The following is a 15988-nucleotide window of genomic DNA, read 5'->3' as shown; positions in this document are numbered from 1 at the left end:
AAAAGATCATGTAACAGTTCTGGGACATGGCGAACTTTCCCAGGCCGCCCAGGGCGCGGGCGAGGTGCCGGAGTACGCCACGCGCCAGCCGGCCGGGTGCCGCGGCCACGACGCCTCGGGCGCCGTACGGTCCGGGACCGGCACGATGACCATGCAGGTTCCGGCCGGTGGCGCCTCGCTCGCGCTGTGGAAGAAGGCGACCCGCGTCCAGGAGATCTGGTACGTCTGCCGCACCCAGACCCGCCACGTCAGGGCCGCGTCGACGGCCACCCCGCCACGCGGCGGACCGGGCCGGAAGATCGGCTCGCGCGCCGGGAGCCAGGGCTTGGCGATGACGAGGGCCGCGACGAGGTTGAAGGCCGTGAGCCCGACGGCGATCGTCCACGCCGGGCGTGGCAGGAACGCCACCGCGACCAGCACGCCCAGCAGCCCGAGGGCCGTGAGCGAGGCCGCGCCGAGCCGGAATGCCGTCCAGTCCCAGGTGAGGAAGCACGTCTCGGGGAAGTCGAACGCGATGAAGGTGTAGTGGGTGAGCCGGTCCCCGGCGTACACCGCGGCGGACAGGCCGGCCCCGGCGAGCACGACCCCCGCCGCGAACGCGTACCCGACGACGGCGTGCCGCCGCCGGATCAGCACCGCGAGGCCGCACAGCGCGTGCGCGACGGCGAGGCAGGCGAGGTAGCGGCCGTAGAAGTAGTTGCCGACCCGGTGCTCGTCCGGCAGCGCCGCCGAGGACGCCAGGGCCGTGCCGGCGGTCGCGGCCAGCAGGACGCCGGACAGGATCCGGTCGGCCGGGTCGCTCCAGGGGCGCCAGAGCGTACGGGCGGCGGCGACGAGGCCGATCCCCGCCAGCCCCCAGGTGGCGACGACGAGGTACCAGATCTGTCCGGCGGCGCCGCACACGGCCCACTCCAGGCCCGCGACCGTGGTGAGCCGCGTCGACAGCAGGCCGCCGAGGTCACGGACACCGCGGGGGTACAGCGCGGCCCGTACCGCGCCGTTCAGCGCCCACCCGGCACCGGCCGCGAGGAGGACGACCGCCATGGGGGCCAGCGTCGTCCCGAGGCGGCGCGCCGGTTCCCGCCGCAGCACGTCGCGGGCGAGGACGCCGGCCAGGGTGAGGACGTGCACGGCGAGGATGACGGAGCCGCGGGCGTGCACGGTGTAGGCGTACGCCGCGGCCAGGCTCGCGAGCGAGCCGGCCGTCACGGTCCACCGCGCGTACGCCCGGCGGGCGTCCCCGGACGCGGTCCGGCCCCGGGACCAGGCGCGCAGGAAGGAGTGCAGCGCCAGCAGCCAGCCGAGGAGGAGGGTGGGCAGGACGGCGTCGGTCAGCGCGAGCCCGCCGAAGACCGTCGCGGCGGGCAGCAGCGCGGCCGCGAACGCCAGCGCGTACGCCTGCGGGCGGGCCAGCCGCATCCGGCGCAGCGCGACGACGCCGAGCGGGAAGATCGCCGCGCCGACGAGGGCGTTGATCCCCAGCACGATGCGGTAGCAGGTCTGCGGGTCGTGGCTCAGCCAGAACGCCGGGGTCAGCAGCAGCGGGTAGCCGCCCTGGTAGAACGTGCTGCCCGACAGGTCACCGCCCGGCCCGCCGGTGAGCCACCGGGCCGCGAGCAGGTACCCGCTCTCGTCGGGGAACGCCGCCGGGACGCTCTGCCCCCCGGCGAGCGCGAACCGGATGCCGACCTGGGCGAGCCAGCCGGCCAGGACCAGCAGCGGCCAGGACGGCCGGCGACGCGGGCGGGCCACCGGTGTGCGCGGCGGTACCGGGGTCCGGACGTCGAAAGTGCTCGGAGACGACATGCCGACCAAGATCGCGACCCAGTGTCATGGCACTGTCCGCACGATGTCCGGGTTCTGTTACACACCGCCAGGGCCTGTCTCCGGCGGCTTTGCGACAGGCCCTAAGGTCTACGGGCATGAGGCGGGGACGGTGGGCGGCGGTCGTCGGTGCGGCGGCCGTGCTGGCGGGCGGCGTGACCTGGGCGGCGCTGCCCGGGCCGCCGAGCGTACGGACGACCGAGCAGCGCATCGCGGTGGTCGACGGGCCGCATGACGACCGGCACGTCGGCCTGGACACGACCTTCTTCGCGCCCGCCGGCCACGGCCGCGCCCCCGCGGTGCTGCTCGCGCACGGGTTCGGCGGCAGCAAGGACGACACCCGTGACGAGGCGGAGCGGCTGGCCCGGCACGGGTACGCGGTGCTCACCTGGTCCGCGCGCGGCTTCGGCCGCTCGGACGGGGAGATCACCCTGGACTCCCCCGACTACGACGTGAAGGACGTCCGGCAGCTCATCGACTGGCTGGCCCGCCGTCCCGAGGTGCGGCTCGACGCACCCGGCGACCCGCGCGTCGGCATCGCCGGACAGTCGTACGGCGGCGGGATCACCCTGCTGGCCGCCGCGTACGACCGCCGCGTCGACGCCATCGCCCCGCAGATCACCTGGTACGACCTGGCCGACTCACTCTTCCCCGACGCCACCGGCAAGGGCGCGGCGAACGGCGTGTTCAAGAAGGTCTGGGCCGGCATCTTCTTCACCGCAGGCGCGTCGTCCACAGGCTGTGGACGGTTCCTGCCGTCGCTGTGCGCGATGTACCAGAAGGTCGCGGAGACCGGAGGGCCCACGCCCGAGGCCGTCGCGACGCTGCGCCGGTCCAGCACCTCGTCCGTCGCCGGCCGGATCCACGTCCCCACCCTCCTGGTCCAGGGCCAGTCGGACTCCCTGTTCCCCCTCGACCAGGCCGACGGCAACGCGCGGGCGGTCAGCGGCGCGCCGGTGAAGGTCGTCTGGTTCCAGGGCGGCCACGACGGCGGCGACCCGGAGACCACGCGCGTCCGCGGCCTGGTCACGGGCTGGTTCGACCGCTACCTCAAGGGCGACCGTACGGCGACGTCGAGCGAGGAGGGGTCCGGCTTCACCGTCACCCGCAGCGGCGGCATCGACTCCTCCACCCAGCGCGTCGTCGTCACCGCCGCGACCGCACCCCGGTACCCGGGCCTGTCCGGCGCCACCCGCCGTACGCTCCCGCTCGGCGGGCAGGAGCAGACGATCCAGAACCCGCCCGGCGGATCCCCTGCCCCCATCTCCACGCTTCCGGGGCTCGGCGCGCTCGGCGGCGTGAGCGGGTTCGGCACCGGCGGCACCCAGCTCGACATGCCCGGCCAGTCGGCGGTGTTCGACACCGAACCCCTGAACGCGCCGCTGACGCTCACCGGGTCCGCGCGCGTACGCGTCCACGTCGCCGGCGGCAGGGCGACGCTGTTCGCCAAGGTGTACGACGTCGGGCCGGACGGCCAGGCCGAACCGGCCCGCCGCCTCGCCGCCCCGTTCACCGTCGACGGCACGGCGGACGTCGCCCTGCCCGCGCTGGATCACCGCTTCGACGCGGGCCACCGCGTGCGGGTCGTGTTCAGCACCACCGACATGGGGTTCGCCTCCCCGACCCGCGCCGCCTCCTACCGCGTGTCCGTGGACTCCCCGCTGACCGTCCCCGTCGCCCCGGCGCTGCGCACGCCCCCGACCCCGCTGCCCTGGTGGGTGTGGGGGTTCCCGGCGATCGCGGTGGCGGCGGCCGTCGTGCTCGTCGCGACGGGACGCGGGCGGCGCCGGCGCGGCGGCGAACCCGGCGACCCCGAGGTGCCGCTGGAGATCGCCGGGCTCACCAAGCGCTACAAGAACGGCCACCTCGCCGTGGACGACCTGTCGTTCCGCGTCGAACGCGGCCAGGTCTGCGGCCTGCTCGGCCCGAACGGCGCCGGCAAGACCACCACGCTGCGGATGCTCATGGGCCTCATCCACCCCGACGCCGGGCAGATCCGCATCTTCGGCGAGCCCGTACGGCCCGGCGCCCCGGTGCTGTCCCGGCTCGGCTCGTTCGTGGAGGGCCCCGGCTTCCTGCCGCACCTGTCCGGCCGCGACAACCTGGAGCTGTACTGGAAGGCCGCCGGGCGCGGCGAGGCGTACCTCGACGAGGCCCTCGAGATCGCCGGGCTCGGCGACGCGATCCGCCGGCCGGTGCGCACCTACTCGCAGGGGATGCGGCAACGGCTGGCCATCGCGCAGGCCATGCTCGGCCTGCCCGACCTGCTCGTCCTCGACGAGCCGACCAACGGCCTCGACCCGCCGCAGATCGCCGAGATGCGCGAGGTCCTCGTACGGTACGCCGCCGCCGGCCGGACCGTCATCATCTCCAGCCACCTGCTCGCCGAGGTCGAGCAGACCTGCACCGACGTCGTCGTCATGCACCGGGGCACACTCGTGGCCGCGGGGCCGGTCGCCGAGATCGCCGGCCACGACGGCTCGATCCTGATCGGCACACCGGAGGTCGACCGCGCGATGAGCGTGCTCACCGCCCTGGAGGGCGTCGAAGGCGCGGAGCCGTACGCCCCCGGCGTCCTCGTGCGCCTGAACGGCTTCGCGCCGGCGGCCGTGGTCGCCGCCCTCGTCGCCGGCGGCGTTCCGGTGGATCGCGTGACGCCGCACCGCCGCCTGGAGGACGCGTTCCTCGCGCTCATCGGAGACGGCTCATGACGCGGGGAGGACTCATGACTCGGGGAGGGCCGGTGGCCGAGGATCCCACGTACCGGCGGCGTCGAACCCTGCCGCTGCGCGTCGAGGCGGTCCGCCAGTTGCGCCGGCGCCGCACCTGGATCGCGTTCCTGGTCCTGCTGGCACTGCCCTGGGTACTCGCCGCCGCCTTCAAGCTCGGCGGCTCGCCGTCGGGGAACGACGCGAACACCCCCGGCCTCGTCACGGTGGCGACGGCGGGCGCGCTGAACTTCACGGCGTTCACGCTGTTCGCATCCGCGGGCTTCCTGCTCGTCGTGGCGGTGGCGCTGTTCTGCGGCGACACGGTGGCGAGCGAGGCGGGCTGGGCGTCCCTGCGGTACCTGCTCGCCGCCCCGGTGCCGCGCGTCCGGCTGCTGCGCCAGAAACTGATCGTCGCCCTCGCGTACGCCGCGCTGGCCGTGGTCAGCCTGCCCACGATGGCGATGATCACCGGGATCTACGTCTTCGGCTGGGCCCGCCTGCGGGTGCCGGGCGGAGACGTCGCGCTGCCGAACGGCACGGCCCTCACCCGGATGCTCATCATCGTCGGCTACATCCTGGCGTCCGAGCTCGTCGTCGCCGCCCTGGCGTTCCTGCTGTCGGTCACCACCGACTCGCCGCTCGGCGCGGTCGGCGGCGCGGTCGGCCTCGTCATCCTCAGCAACATCATCGACGCGGTGACGGCGCTCGGCCACTGGCGGGAGTTCCTGCCGACGCACTGGACGTTCGCCTGGACCGACGCCCTCCAGCCGCACCTGGAATGGACCGGCATGATCAAGGGCACCGCCCTGTCCGCCTCGTACGCCATCGTCTTCCTCGCCCTGGCCGTCCGCCGCTTCCGCACCAAGGACGTCGTCAGCTGACCCACCCTTCCGCGGCAGTCCGGTTATCGGCGGTCTGCTCCGTGGTCGACGGATAGCCGAGCTGCGTCAGCAGTGTGGCGATCACGGGAGCGTCGGCGTCCAGAGCGTCTCTGATCAGAACGTCCATCGATGGTTCCTCCCCACCCGGCCGAGCGTTTTACACGCGTGGGTGCCGGGAGCACCCGCCCCCGTTGCTCCCGGCACCACCTCGGCGTCACCTCGCGGTCAGGAGAACGGGGCGGTTTCCTGCTTGCAGACGGCGCCGGCTGGCGGCAGGACTCCCGTCAGTAGGTAGCGGGTCTCGTAATCCATGGCGCACGAGCTGGGATTCGAGAAGACCGTGTGACCGTACCCGTCGACCGTCAGGAGGCGCGCGCGGGCCAGCGTCCGGGACACGGTGATCGCCTGCCGGTAGGAGGTGGCCGGGTCCTCGGTGTTGTTGAGCAGGAGGATGGGGCCCGCCGTACGCCGGTTCCACGGCCCGGTGTAGCGGCTCTTGCCCAGTGGCCATCCCGCGCACGGTTCCGTCGCCCAGGCCGAGTCCAGGGCCGAGGGCCCCGACCTGGCGTAGGCCAGTCGTGCCGCCGTCTCGTAGGCCCGCGGATCGCTCGGGTTCGGGCTGTCGGAGCACACTGTGGCGAAGTACTGTTCCCGGCCGCTGTACGTCTCCGGCGCGGGGTCACCGGCACCGGCCTGCCGCTTCTCCGCGGTGGTGGTCCGCCCGGACGTCTTCTCCCACATCTGCTGGAGCAGGCCGGCCCCCTCCGGCCACGTGGCCACGCTCCCCAGGGGGACGCTGAGGACTCCGCAGGCGTAGCCGCAGGTCTGTGTGTCCGGCGGGGTGCCCATGGTCACCGGATGACGGCGGAGCCGGCGCAGCAGCGTGTCGTATTTGGCGCGGGTCGCCGCCGGGGTGCCCGCGGAGAAGGCGCAGGCGCTCACGGCCGCCTTGCCGCACAGGCCCAGGAAGTCCCGGAGGACCGCGGCGGAGGCCTGGTCGTTGCCCTCGCGTACGAAGCTCGGCAGCCCGTCCTTCCCGTCGGTCCACGCGGCCGGGTCGACGACGCCGTCCAGGGCCATCCGCCCGACCTTGGAGGGGAACAGGTTGGCGTACGTGGTGCCGAGCAGGGTGCCGTAGGAGAGGCCCACGTAGTTCAGCGTGGGATCACCGACGGCCTGGCGGAGCAGGTCCATGTCACGGGCCACGTCGGCGGTGCTGACGTGCTGGAGGAGGGCGTCACCCGGCTTCGCGCAGCGCGCGGTGAAGCGCGACCACGTACGGACCCAGGCCGACGTCTCCCGGGCACCGACGGGGAAGCCGATGGGCGCGCCGGCCAGGAACGCGCTCTCCGCGTCGGCGGTCGGGAAGCAGCGCATCGCGGTGCTCTGGCCGAACCCTCGAGGGTCGAAGTCGACGATGTCGTACCGAGCCCTCCAGGCCGCCGGCACCCGCCCGTAGGCGGCCGTGAAGCCCGTGAGCTGCGGGCCCGGGCCGCCGCCGTTGACGAACAGCGAGCCGATGCGGTGCGCGGTGTCGGTCGCCCGGTGCCGCATCACGGCGACGCTGACGGTCCGCCCGCGCGGGTTCCGATGGTCTAGGGGCAGTCGCGCGGTCGCGCACTCGAAGCCCCCGTCACAGGATCGCCACCGCAACACCGGCGTCGTCCGCGACTCCGACGCGGCGGCCGTCGCCGCCGCCCGGTCGCCCGAATCGAAGAGCACGGCGGGAACGGCGACGGCGGCGAGCAGGCCGGCCGCCCCTACGGCGGTGGCGGGTCGGAGAAGCCTGGCACCGACCGTGCCAGGCCCGAGAAGACGGTTGGTCCGCATTTCCAAAGAGTCCTTTCACAGGGCGAGGAGCGGTCAGGACACGCGCCGGCGGATCCACCAGACGCAGAATCCGGCCAGGGAGAGCGCGAGGACCAGGTAGATCGCGGCCTCTTCCCACTGGAAGGCCCAGAAACGGCCGGTGGGGTGGTAGCTGACCAGCTGCCGGTAGCCGAGTTCGGCGAGCCGGTCGAAGCAGGCCTGGGACCCCTGCCGGTTCTCCAGCGGGCACTTCTCCACCCAGGAGGGCGGGGAGACCACCTGGCCGGCGGCGTTGACCGTGTGCTGGGAGACGATCCAGGCACCGGGCTCGTCGACCTTCACCGTGAGGTGCCCGGTGAAGTCGATCAGGGTGAGGTTCGCCGAGGTGATCTTGGTGGTGACGTGTTCCGGGGGCAGCAGGTGCGACCGGACTCCCACCGCCATCGTGACCTGGATGACGGTGAAGAGGGCGAGGAGGAGTGCCATCGCGGGCAGGGTCCGCCGGATGACGACGCCGATGGTGACGCCGAGGACGAAGGCGAACGCGGCGTAGCCGAGAGGGGCGATCCCGCGCGTGTCGAAGACCAGGGCCTGCATGCGCGGGAGCACGAAGACTCCGGGGCCGGGAGCGCCGCTGTTCTCGGCGATGGCCGCGTCGATCGGGCCGTTCCACCAGGTCACCGCGAGGCTGAGCAGCCCGGTGGCGGCGATCGCGACGAGGCCGCCGACCCCGAGCTTGACGACCAGCCAGCGGGTGCGGGTGGTCAGGGTCCAGGCCAGCCGGTGCGTTCCGGCGTCCAGCTCCCGGGTGACCAGCGGGGCACCCCAGAACGTGCCGATGATGGCGGGCGTGAAGAGCACGGCGAAGGTGCCGATGAGGTACAGGCTGCTCTCCGTTCCGCCCAGTTCGTCGAGGAACGCCCTCCCGTGGACGTGGTACAGGTGGGCGAGCCGAGGGCCGGTGGCCGCGAGGAGGACGGCGAGGACGGCGATCGCGCCGAACACCACGACCGCCTGCGTACGGAGCTGCCGCCAGGCGAGCCAGATCATCGCTGTCCCTCCAGGACCGGGGTGGACCCGCTCATGTAGGCGAGGACGAGTTCTTCGAGGCCGACCGGGGCGACCGTCCAGCCGTGGCCGTCGATCGGGCCGTCGGCGCGGACGAGCAGGGTGGTCCCCCGGCCGGTGCGGTCGGCCGAGACGGCGTGCACGCCCGGGGGGAGGCCGGCGGGGTCGAGGCGCGGCGCGCTGATCAGGTGGTGCGCGGCCAGCAGCTCGCGGACGTCGCCGGCGATCCGCACGCGGGAGCCGACGAGCACGATGAGGTGGTCGCAGACCCGTTCGACGTCGGACACCAGGTGGGAGGAGTGCACGACGCTGATCTCCCGGTCGGCGGTGGCGTCGCCCAGTTCCCGGAGGAACTCGTTCCGGGCGAGCGGGTCGAGGGCGGCGACCGGCTCGTCGAGGATCAGCAGCCGGGGTCGCTTGGCGAGCGCGAGGGTCAGGGCGAGCTGGGCGCGCTGGCCGCCGGACAGGTTCCCGGCCCGCTGGTCGGGGGGCAGGCCGAGCCGCCGCACCCGCTCGGTCGCCAGCCGCATGTCCCAGCCCGGGCTCAGCCGGGAGCCGAGCTTGAGGTGCTCCGCGACGGTCAGCCGGGCGTAGGTCGGCGTGTCCTGGGCGACGAAGCCGATCTTGGCCAGCTGCGCCGGCCCTGCGGCGGGGCGTTCGCCGCACACCTCGATCGTGCCCGAGGTCGGCGTCAGCAGGCCGGCGGCCAGGCCCAGGAGCGTCGACTTGCCGGCCCCGTTCGGGCCGACCAGCCCGACGACCCGCCCGGCGGGGACCTCGAGGGTGCAGTCCGACAACGCCCAGCGCCGCCGGTATCTCTTGCCCAGTCCCCGGGCCCGCAGGACGACACTCATGCGCCCTCCTTCGTCGGAGGAGTGACCAGAGACGCTGTGCTCATCGATTCGCTCGCTCCGCTCGCTCATGACGTTCTCTCCGTGAATGGCATGCGGTTCACTGTGCGGGCCTCTGCTCGGCGCGTGTACCGGCCGGAAGTACGGTTCCGGCCGAACCGGTCGTACTTTCGGCTGATTCGGCGACGGCGGCGAATCCGTAGCCTGGGCGCCATGGACCTGCTGGATCGCCTGGTGGAGCGGCCCCGGACGGCCGTGAACGCCGGGCTCGGCCTCGTGTTCGCGGCGACGCTGGGCTATGAGATCCACACCCTCATGGGCCGGCACGGCGACTGGGCGCTCACCCTCGCCGTCGGGGCGGTGGTCTCGGCCGCCGCCCTGCTGCGGGAGCGTTCCCGCGCGTGGGCCGCGGCGACCGGTCTCGCCGTCGCCGGGGCGGCCGAAGCGGTCGCCTGGCACTGGAACCTGTCCGGCGAGCCGGCCGGTGCCGCGATCCTCGCCCTGTTCGTACTCATCGCCGCGGCGGTCAGGGTGCTGCCGGTCCGTACGGCGGCGGCCGTCGCGGCCGGCGGGGCGGTCGTGGTGGCCGGCAGCCTCGAGCGGTACTCCCACTTCTTGGCCACCGGCGCTCCGGTCTCCTACTCCGCGACCTGGATCATGGCGCAGGGATGGGTCGCCGCCGTGGGGGCCGGGCTGGTGCTGCGCCGCCTCGACGCCCGCCGGGATGCCTCCATCGAGGCCATACGTAGGGGCGAGCGCCTGGAACTGGCCAGGGAACTGCACGATTCGGCGGCCCACCACATCACCGGCATCGTGCTCCAGGCGCAGGGGGCCCGCATCGCCGCCCGCCGGAACGCCGGGAACCTCGACGAGACGCTGGCGGGCATCGAGGCCGCCGCCACCGAGGCGCTCGCGTCCATGCGCCAGGTCATCGGCCTGCTCCGGGACGCCGACGACGCCGGTGGGCCGGCCCGCGGGCCCGAGGCGCTGGCCGAGCTGGTCGAGCGTTTCGCCCGGCGCGGCCCGGCCGTACGGCTGGACCTGCCCGACGGACCACCGGACCCCGCGTGGCCGCCGGAGGTGACCGCGACCGTCTACCGGGTCGTCCAGGAGTCGCTCACCAACATCACGCGATACGCCTCCGACGCCCGGGAGGTCACCGTGGCCCTCGCCCACGACCGGCGTGACATCACCGTCGAGGTCACGGACGACGCCGCCCCGGCCGGTTCGCCGCGCTTCCCCCACTCCGGCGGGTACGGTCTCGTCGGAATGCGCGAGCGCGTCGAGGCCCTCGGCGGAACCCTCGCCGCCGGTCCGCGCCCCAGGGCCGGCTGGTCGGTGCGCGCCACGCTGCCCGCCTCGAGCCGCCCATGACCACCCGGGTGCTGATCGCCGACGACCAGGCGATGGTCCGCGGCGGGCTCCGGCTCATCCTCGAGGATCAGCCGGACATCACCGTCGTCGCCGAGGCCGCCGACGGTGCCGAGGCCGTCGCCCTGGCCCGGCGGCTGCGGCCCGACGTGTGCCTGGTCGACATCCGGATGCCGGGCCTCGACGGCATCGAGGTCACCCGTGTCCTGGCCGGCCCGAGCGTTCCCGATCCGCTCCGGGTCGTCATCGTGACCACCTTCGACCTCGACGAGTACGTCTACGGAGCGCTGCGCGCGGGCGCCGTCGGCTTCATCCTCAAGGACGCCGGCCCGGCCCTGCTCGTCGAGGCCGTCCGCGCCGCGGGCACCGGCGACGTCCTGATCTCCCCGTCGGTCACCGTACGGCTGCTCAGGCACCTGGCGCCCGCCAGGACTTCCACCGCGCCTCCGGCGGTACCGCTGTCCGTACGGGAGACCGAGGTCATCCGGGCCATCGCCCGGGGCCGTACGAACCAGGAGATCGGCGCGGAGCTCTTCATCTCGGTCAGCACGGTCAAGAGCCACCTGGCCAGCGTCCAGTCGAAGCTCGGCGTCCGTAACCGGGTGCAGATCGCCGCGTGGGCCTGGGAGAACGGTCTCGTACAGCCGTCCGGCCGGTGACCGGGTCACGGCAGATCGATAGTGACGAAGACGGCCGTTCCGGGGATGATCGTGGCGGACGGCGCGGGAGGCGATGCTGGTGACCGGTTCCGACTTCGAAGAGCTGCTGGTGTTCGGCGGAACGGGCAGTCCGCGGCTGACCGCCGCGATCTGCGACCACCTGGGCGTGAAGCCGGGTCGCGGGGAGGTGATCCGTTTCTCCGACGGCAACCTGTTCGTGAAGGTCAACCAGAACGTCCGGGGCCGGCACGTGCACCTGGTGCAGTCCACGGTGTTCCCCGCCAACGACAACTTCGTCGAGTTGCTGTTCTGGATCGACGCGTTCAAGCGGGCCAGCGCCGCGTCGGTGACCGTGCTGATGCCCTACTTCAGCTACGCAAAGGCCGACAAGAAGGACGAGCCGCGGGTGTCGATCCGCGCCCGGGTGTGCGCGCAGTCGATCGAGGTGGCCGGGGCCGACCGGGTCGTCACGATGGACCTGCACGCGCCGCAGATCCAGGGGTTCTTCACCCGGCCGGTCGACGACCTGTACGCCCTTCCCCTGCTCGCCGAGGCGATCGGCGCGCAGGGGAACCTCGTCGTCGTGTCGCCCGACGCGGGGTTCGCCAAGCAGGCCCGGAAGTACGCCAGGCGGCTCGGCGCGCCGCTCGCCATCGCCGACAAGGAGCGCGTCGACCACAGCGAGACGGCGCGGGTCGTCGACCTGATCGGTGACGTACGCGGCCGGGACGCGGTGATCGTCGACGACTTCACGATCACGGCCGGCACGCTGACCGAGGTCGCGGAGTCCGTGATGGAGCACGGCGCGCGGAGTGTGCGCGCGGCGGTGACGCACGGAGTGTTCACGAGCAAGTCGATGGAGCGGCTGGACGCCAGCCCGATCTCGCGGCTCTACGTGACCGACACGGTGGAGAACCAGCCGGTACGGCTGTCGCCGAAGGTGCAGAAGGTCTCGGTCGCGCCGCTGTTCGCCGAGGCGATCGCCCGTATCCACCGCCGGGAGAGCATCAGCGTCCTGTTCGACTTCTGACGCCCTCCCGCTACGGACGGATCGACTCCCGACGCAGGCGAATTGTCTTGACCAATAAACTGGAAGGTGGTTTGGTCGATTGCGCCCGGCAGTCCCTGAGTCCGTCACAGCAGGCGATGCACACGGCGGCCGCCAGGATGGCTCTTTGCGATGACCGGTCGGCGAGGCAGGGCAGCAGCCGCAGTGGTTCGGCGATCACGCCGGACGTGACGGAACAACGGTTCTGCCGCGCCCGACGAAAGGTTGGACCGGTGGCCATTCGCAAACAGACCATCGAGAGACAGGCGAACGCACTGGTGGCCCGCGTACTGCAGCCCGGCGACCGGATCATCAGCGGCGTGTACTCGATGACGGGCCCGAACCCGATGTACGGCTGGATGCTCGCCGCGATCATCGCTGCCGCACTTTCCGGTGCCGTTGGCGCTACCGGCGTTACTTACTATGTGATTCTTATTGGTGTTTTTATTGTTGCTTCTGTTCCGTCTGCTTTTACCGACCACTACTACGTCGCCGTCACGCGGCGGCAGGTCGTCTTCGTCAAGATGAACGGCTTCACGAACCGGCCCAAGCAGATCTCCTCCACGGCGCCGCTGCACGGCGTAGGAGGAATCTCCGACTACCGGCCGAACACCCTGGGGTGGAGCTCGTTCCGCTACACCGTGCCCACCGCCCCGCCACTCCGGCTGAACGTCCCGGGAGGATTCCTCATCCCGTCCGGCAGTTGGCGTCGGGAGCTCGACGCCCTGGTCGGGGCGTTCGGTGTGCCCGTGCGCTGATCACGGCGTTCGGGCGAGCTGGACAGGCGCGGACCGGCCGATGGCTGGAATCGTCAGATCCGTGTCATTGCGGACACATCACCGGGGCGGGACGCTGAGGACGCGCGGATCACGTTCCTCGTCCACCCCGGCTTCCAGCCGCTGGACCTCACCGGTCGCGTGCGCGCGGCCGTGACGCACGGGGTCATCAGCGTCCTGTTCGACTTCTGACGTCGAGCGTCCCGCGCCGGCCGCGCTCCGCCGGCGACACGATCCGTACGACCGGTGACCGGCGGCTTTCCGGATATCGGCGAAAACCGGGAAGGTGCGCAGCCGAAACCGCTATTTTGTCAGAATGATCTTGAACCGTTACCGTAAGCACGGTCGGGGTTGGCTTGCGCTGGGCGGCGCCGTGGTGCTACTGGCCACGGTCGCGCAGCCGGCGCAGGCGGCCGAGCCGGACACCAGCGGTGTCGCGCAGAAGCTCCAGAGGACCATGGCCGCACTGAAGTTCGGCGAGGTCCTGGACACCGAACCCCCCACGTCCACCCAGGCGAAGAAGTCCGCCTCGGTCGACGTCGACCCGGAGAAGAAGCTCGCGGGACGGGATCGGGCTCCCAAGCTGAAGGCGGCGGCCATCGCGGCCGCGACACAGATCCACCAGCAGCCGAACGTCGATGTGACCGTCCTCGAGCTCGACGACAAGGGCCGTCCCGTCTCCTCTGGCACCGTCGTGACGAGCCCGACGTACAAGAACGGCGTCATCGTCCCGGTCGACCGGAACTTCCACACCACCGCGGTGCGCTACCGGCACTGGGACACCAACCTCTGGAACACCAACAACGGGCAGGGCGACACCGACGTCGTGCCGGGCCGCGAGAACGCACCCATCGACTTCATGTCGCCCTACCCGGCGTCGACCCTCAAGCTGCTGGTCGGCTTCGGCGTCCTTCAGCTCGTGGACAAGGGCGCCATCACGCTGGACGACACGTACGCCTACCAGCCGACGCAGGCCTCCGACCTGTGCGGCGCCGCCACGACCGACACCGTCCGCAACTACTTCGACCGCATGATCACCGTCTCCGACAACGGCTCGGCGTGCGCGATGATCAAGCTGTTGAACGACAAGGGCGCGATCGATGGTCTCAACCAGACCTTCCAGGACATCGGCCTGGAGACGCTGCAGCTGAAGGGCACCAACCCCGCCAACGGCGGGAACTGGACCTCCGGCATCAACATGTCCTCGCTGGACACCGCCAAGCTGCTGGCGCTCGTCAACGGCGTCACGGGCACGGCGTGGACCACTCCGAACGGCAAGGCGGTCACCAGTGACGTTCTGAGCAGGTCCTCCCGCGAGTTCTTCATGAAGGAGCTCGGCGACCAGGGCTGGAACAACGTCCTGTCGACGACGAACTACTGCGGCTACACCTACCCGACGGCGGGCATGCCGCAGCGGATCTCGGACCGGTGGATCGGCCCGGACGGGACCGTGACGGTCAACGACGACCCGACCGACGGCAAGTACCAGTACCCCGTGCAGCCGTGCCAGGACGCCGCCCAGGTGACGTTCGCCCACAAGACGGGGCTGTCGGAGAACGCGGTGAGCGACGCGGGCATCGTCAAGTCGCTGCCCGGCAAGCCGAACCGGCACTACATCATCACCGCGTTCAGCAACCTCGGCTACCGGTACATCGACCCGAACCGTCAGGACGTTCAGCCGTCGGTCAACCGGACCGAGAAGTTCGCGCTGCTCGGACGCACGATGGACGCCTACGAGGCCGCGCACTGACCCAGGCGGATACAGGACGAAGGGGCCGGGGAATCCCGGCCCCTTCTGCTCATCCGCTCCGCCCCGGTGAGAACGGCCACCCGCCGGCGAGCGGTTCCACCAGGGCCGGGTGAACGCGGGCCGCGTCGACGGCGACGGCGGTTCGATCGCCGATCAGGTCACGAGGCAGAACTCGTTGCCCTCCGGGTCCCGCATCACCTGGAACCGGCCGTGGGCGTCAGTGCGCAGGTCCCCGGCGGCGGTGGCGCCCTCGGCGCAGAGGCGTTCGCGCGCCGCGTCGATGTCCGGGACCTCGACGTCGAGATGGAGGCGGTTCTTGACCTCCTTGCCCTCCGGCACCAGCTGGAACGCCAGGCGCAGCGGCCCGTCCGGCGGATCGACGTAGGACCAGTCGGGATCACGGTCGACGGCCTCTCCGCCGACCACGGCCGTCCAGAAGCGGGCCAGCTTCGGCGGGTCGGCGCAGTCGATGACGAGTTCCTGCAGTCGTCCGATCATGCCGGAACGCTACCCGGCGGGTCGGCTTCCACTCCCGGTCCGGCGGGCCCGGCCGAGATCTGCCCTCCGCTTACCGTCTGATCTGGGAAAAGTCGTCTACCGTGAGATACCCGGGCGGCCGAGAATGAGGGGGGCAGGCATGCCGGATGAGCTGGCGCGCTTGACGGAGTTCGTCTACGAGATGGGACTGCTCAAGCGCTACAAGCGGAGCGGCTGGCTGGTCGCGGGCGTCGCCGCGCCCGAGAGCATCGCGGACCACTCCTTCCGGGCCGCGGTGCTGGCCGGCGTGCTGGCCGCCCTGGAGGGCGCGAGCCCCGAGCGGGCCATCCTGCTCAGCCTCTTCCACGACAGCCAGGAGACCCGGCTCACCGACCTGCCGTACCTCGCCAAGCGGTACGTCACCCGCATGCCCAACGAGCAGGTCACCGCGGATCAAGTTCGCGGGCTGCCCGCCCCGGTGGCCGACCTGATCACCGGTTCGGTCGCGGAGTACGAGCAGCGGACCAGCCTGGAGGCCCGCTGCGCGCGCGACGCCGACAAGCTCGAATGCCTGTTGCAGGCCATCGAGTACCGAGACCAGGGGCATCACACCATCCAGCCGTGGATCGACAGCTCGCTCGCCGCGCTGCAGACGCCGTCCGGGAAGAAGCTCGCGGATGAGGCGCTCGCCACCGGGTCGCTCGACTGGCTCCCCGGCGTCGTGAACGGTGAGGACGAACCGGCCGTCGGCTGAGCGGCGCAC

At 72.0% G+C, this 15988-nt stretch carries 14 protein-coding genes; 8 read left to right on the top strand and 6 right to left on the bottom strand.

Going from position 1 to position 15988, the window contains the following annotated elements; genetic code table 11:
• Window positions 1–6 precede the first annotated feature (6 nt).
• Window positions 7–1806 carry a hypothetical protein gene (locus tag AB0L00_RS01370; RefSeq protein ID WP_364426847.1) on the bottom strand — a complete coding sequence of 600 codons (1800 nt, stop codon included), beginning with the start codon at window positions 1804–1806 and terminating at the stop codon, window positions 7–9.
• A 116-nt stretch (window positions 1807–1922) separates the two neighbouring features.
• On the opposite strand from AB0L00_RS01370, the gene AB0L00_RS01365 reads away from it, so the two are divergent.
• Together AB0L00_RS01365 and AB0L00_RS01360 are read left to right on the top strand one after the other, a co-directional pair.
• Entirely contained in the window at window positions 1923–4535 is a 2613-nt protein-coding gene (locus AB0L00_RS01365) for an alpha/beta fold hydrolase (protein ID WP_364426844.1), read from the top strand.
• Between the two features lie 32 nt (window positions 4536–4567).
• Complete coding sequence (locus AB0L00_RS01360; RefSeq protein WP_364401904.1) at window positions 4568–5416, top strand: ABC transporter permease subunit; 849 nt, start codon at window positions 4568–4570, stop codon at window positions 5414–5416.
• On the opposite strand, the gene AB0L00_RS01355 is transcribed toward AB0L00_RS01360, so the two are convergent.
• From AB0L00_RS01355 to AB0L00_RS01340, 4 genes are all read right to left on the bottom strand, one after another.
• Window positions 5409–5543, bottom strand: coding sequence for a hypothetical protein (locus AB0L00_RS01355; protein ID WP_364426842.1), 135 nt, complete (start codon window positions 5541–5543; stop codon window positions 5409–5411). The genes AB0L00_RS01360 and AB0L00_RS01355 overlap by 8 nt on opposite strands.
• 98 nt (window positions 5544–5641) lie before the next feature.
• Window positions 5642–7246, bottom strand: coding sequence for an alpha/beta hydrolase (locus AB0L00_RS01350; protein WP_364426839.1), 1605 nt, complete (start codon window positions 7244–7246; stop codon window positions 5642–5644).
• 33 nt (window positions 7247–7279) lie between these two features.
• A complete protein-coding gene (locus AB0L00_RS01345) occupies window positions 7280–8275 on the bottom strand; it encodes an ABC transporter permease (RefSeq protein WP_364426836.1) in 996 nt (331 codons plus the stop codon).
• A complete protein-coding gene (locus AB0L00_RS01340) occupies window positions 8272–9147 on the bottom strand; it encodes an ABC transporter ATP-binding protein (protein WP_364426834.1) in 876 nt (291 codons plus the stop codon). Before AB0L00_RS01340 ends, AB0L00_RS01345 begins: the two co-directional genes overlap by 4 nt.
• Window positions 9148–9357: 210 nt before the next feature.
• On the opposite strand from AB0L00_RS01340, the gene AB0L00_RS01335 reads away from it, so the two are divergent.
• The 5 genes from AB0L00_RS01335 to AB0L00_RS01315 all read left to right on the top strand — a co-directional run bounded on the left by AB0L00_RS01335 (window position 9358) and on the right by AB0L00_RS01315 (window position 14748).
• Window positions 9358–10518 (top strand): sensor histidine kinase, encoded by a 1161-nt coding sequence (locus AB0L00_RS01335; RefSeq protein WP_364426831.1) that lies wholly within the window; start codon window positions 9358–9360, stop codon window positions 10516–10518.
• On the top strand, window positions 10515–11174 hold the full coding sequence (locus AB0L00_RS01330; protein WP_364426828.1) for a response regulator transcription factor: 660 nt from the start codon (window positions 10515–10517) through the stop codon (window positions 11172–11174). The genes AB0L00_RS01335 and AB0L00_RS01330 overlap by 4 nt, the downstream gene beginning before the upstream one ends.
• A gap of 79 nt (window positions 11175–11253) precedes the next feature.
• The gene (locus tag AB0L00_RS01325) at window positions 11254–12204 is read left to right on the top strand and encodes a ribose-phosphate pyrophosphokinase (protein ID WP_364426825.1); all 951 of its coding nucleotides are present in this window, start codon (window positions 11254–11256) and stop codon (window positions 12202–12204) included.
• Window positions 12205–12251: 47 nt separating this feature from the next.
• Complete coding sequence (locus AB0L00_RS01320; protein ID WP_364426822.1) at window positions 12252–12980, top strand: hypothetical protein; 729 nt, start codon at window positions 12252–12254, stop codon at window positions 12978–12980.
• Between the two features lie 334 nt (window positions 12981–13314).
• Entirely contained in the window at window positions 13315–14748 is a 1434-nt protein-coding gene (locus tag AB0L00_RS01315; RefSeq protein WP_364426820.1) for a serine hydrolase, read from the top strand.
• Window positions 14749–14901: 153 nt separating this feature from the next.
• On the opposite strand, the gene AB0L00_RS01310 is transcribed toward AB0L00_RS01315, so the two are convergent.
• Window positions 14902–15246 carry a VOC family protein gene (locus AB0L00_RS01310; RefSeq protein ID WP_364426818.1) on the bottom strand — a complete coding sequence of 115 codons (345 nt, stop codon included), beginning with the start codon at window positions 15244–15246 and terminating at the stop codon, window positions 14902–14904.
• 139 nt (window positions 15247–15385) lie between these two features.
• Between AB0L00_RS01310 and AB0L00_RS01305 the strand changes: the two genes are divergently transcribed.
• Window positions 15386–15979: an HD domain-containing protein gene (locus AB0L00_RS01305; protein ID WP_364426816.1), complete on the top strand. Its 594-nt coding sequence runs from the start codon at window positions 15386–15388 to the stop codon at window positions 15977–15979.
• Window positions 15980–15988 lie beyond the last annotated feature (9 nt).

Source organism: Actinoallomurus sp. NPDC052308 (assembly GCF_040679195.1).
Lineage (GTDB): Bacteria > Actinomycetota > Actinomycetes > Streptosporangiales > Streptosporangiaceae > Actinoallomurus > Actinoallomurus liliacearum.
The sequence above is the reverse complement of the archived record's forward strand: the minus strand, read 5'-3'. Positions and strand labels throughout refer to the sequence as shown.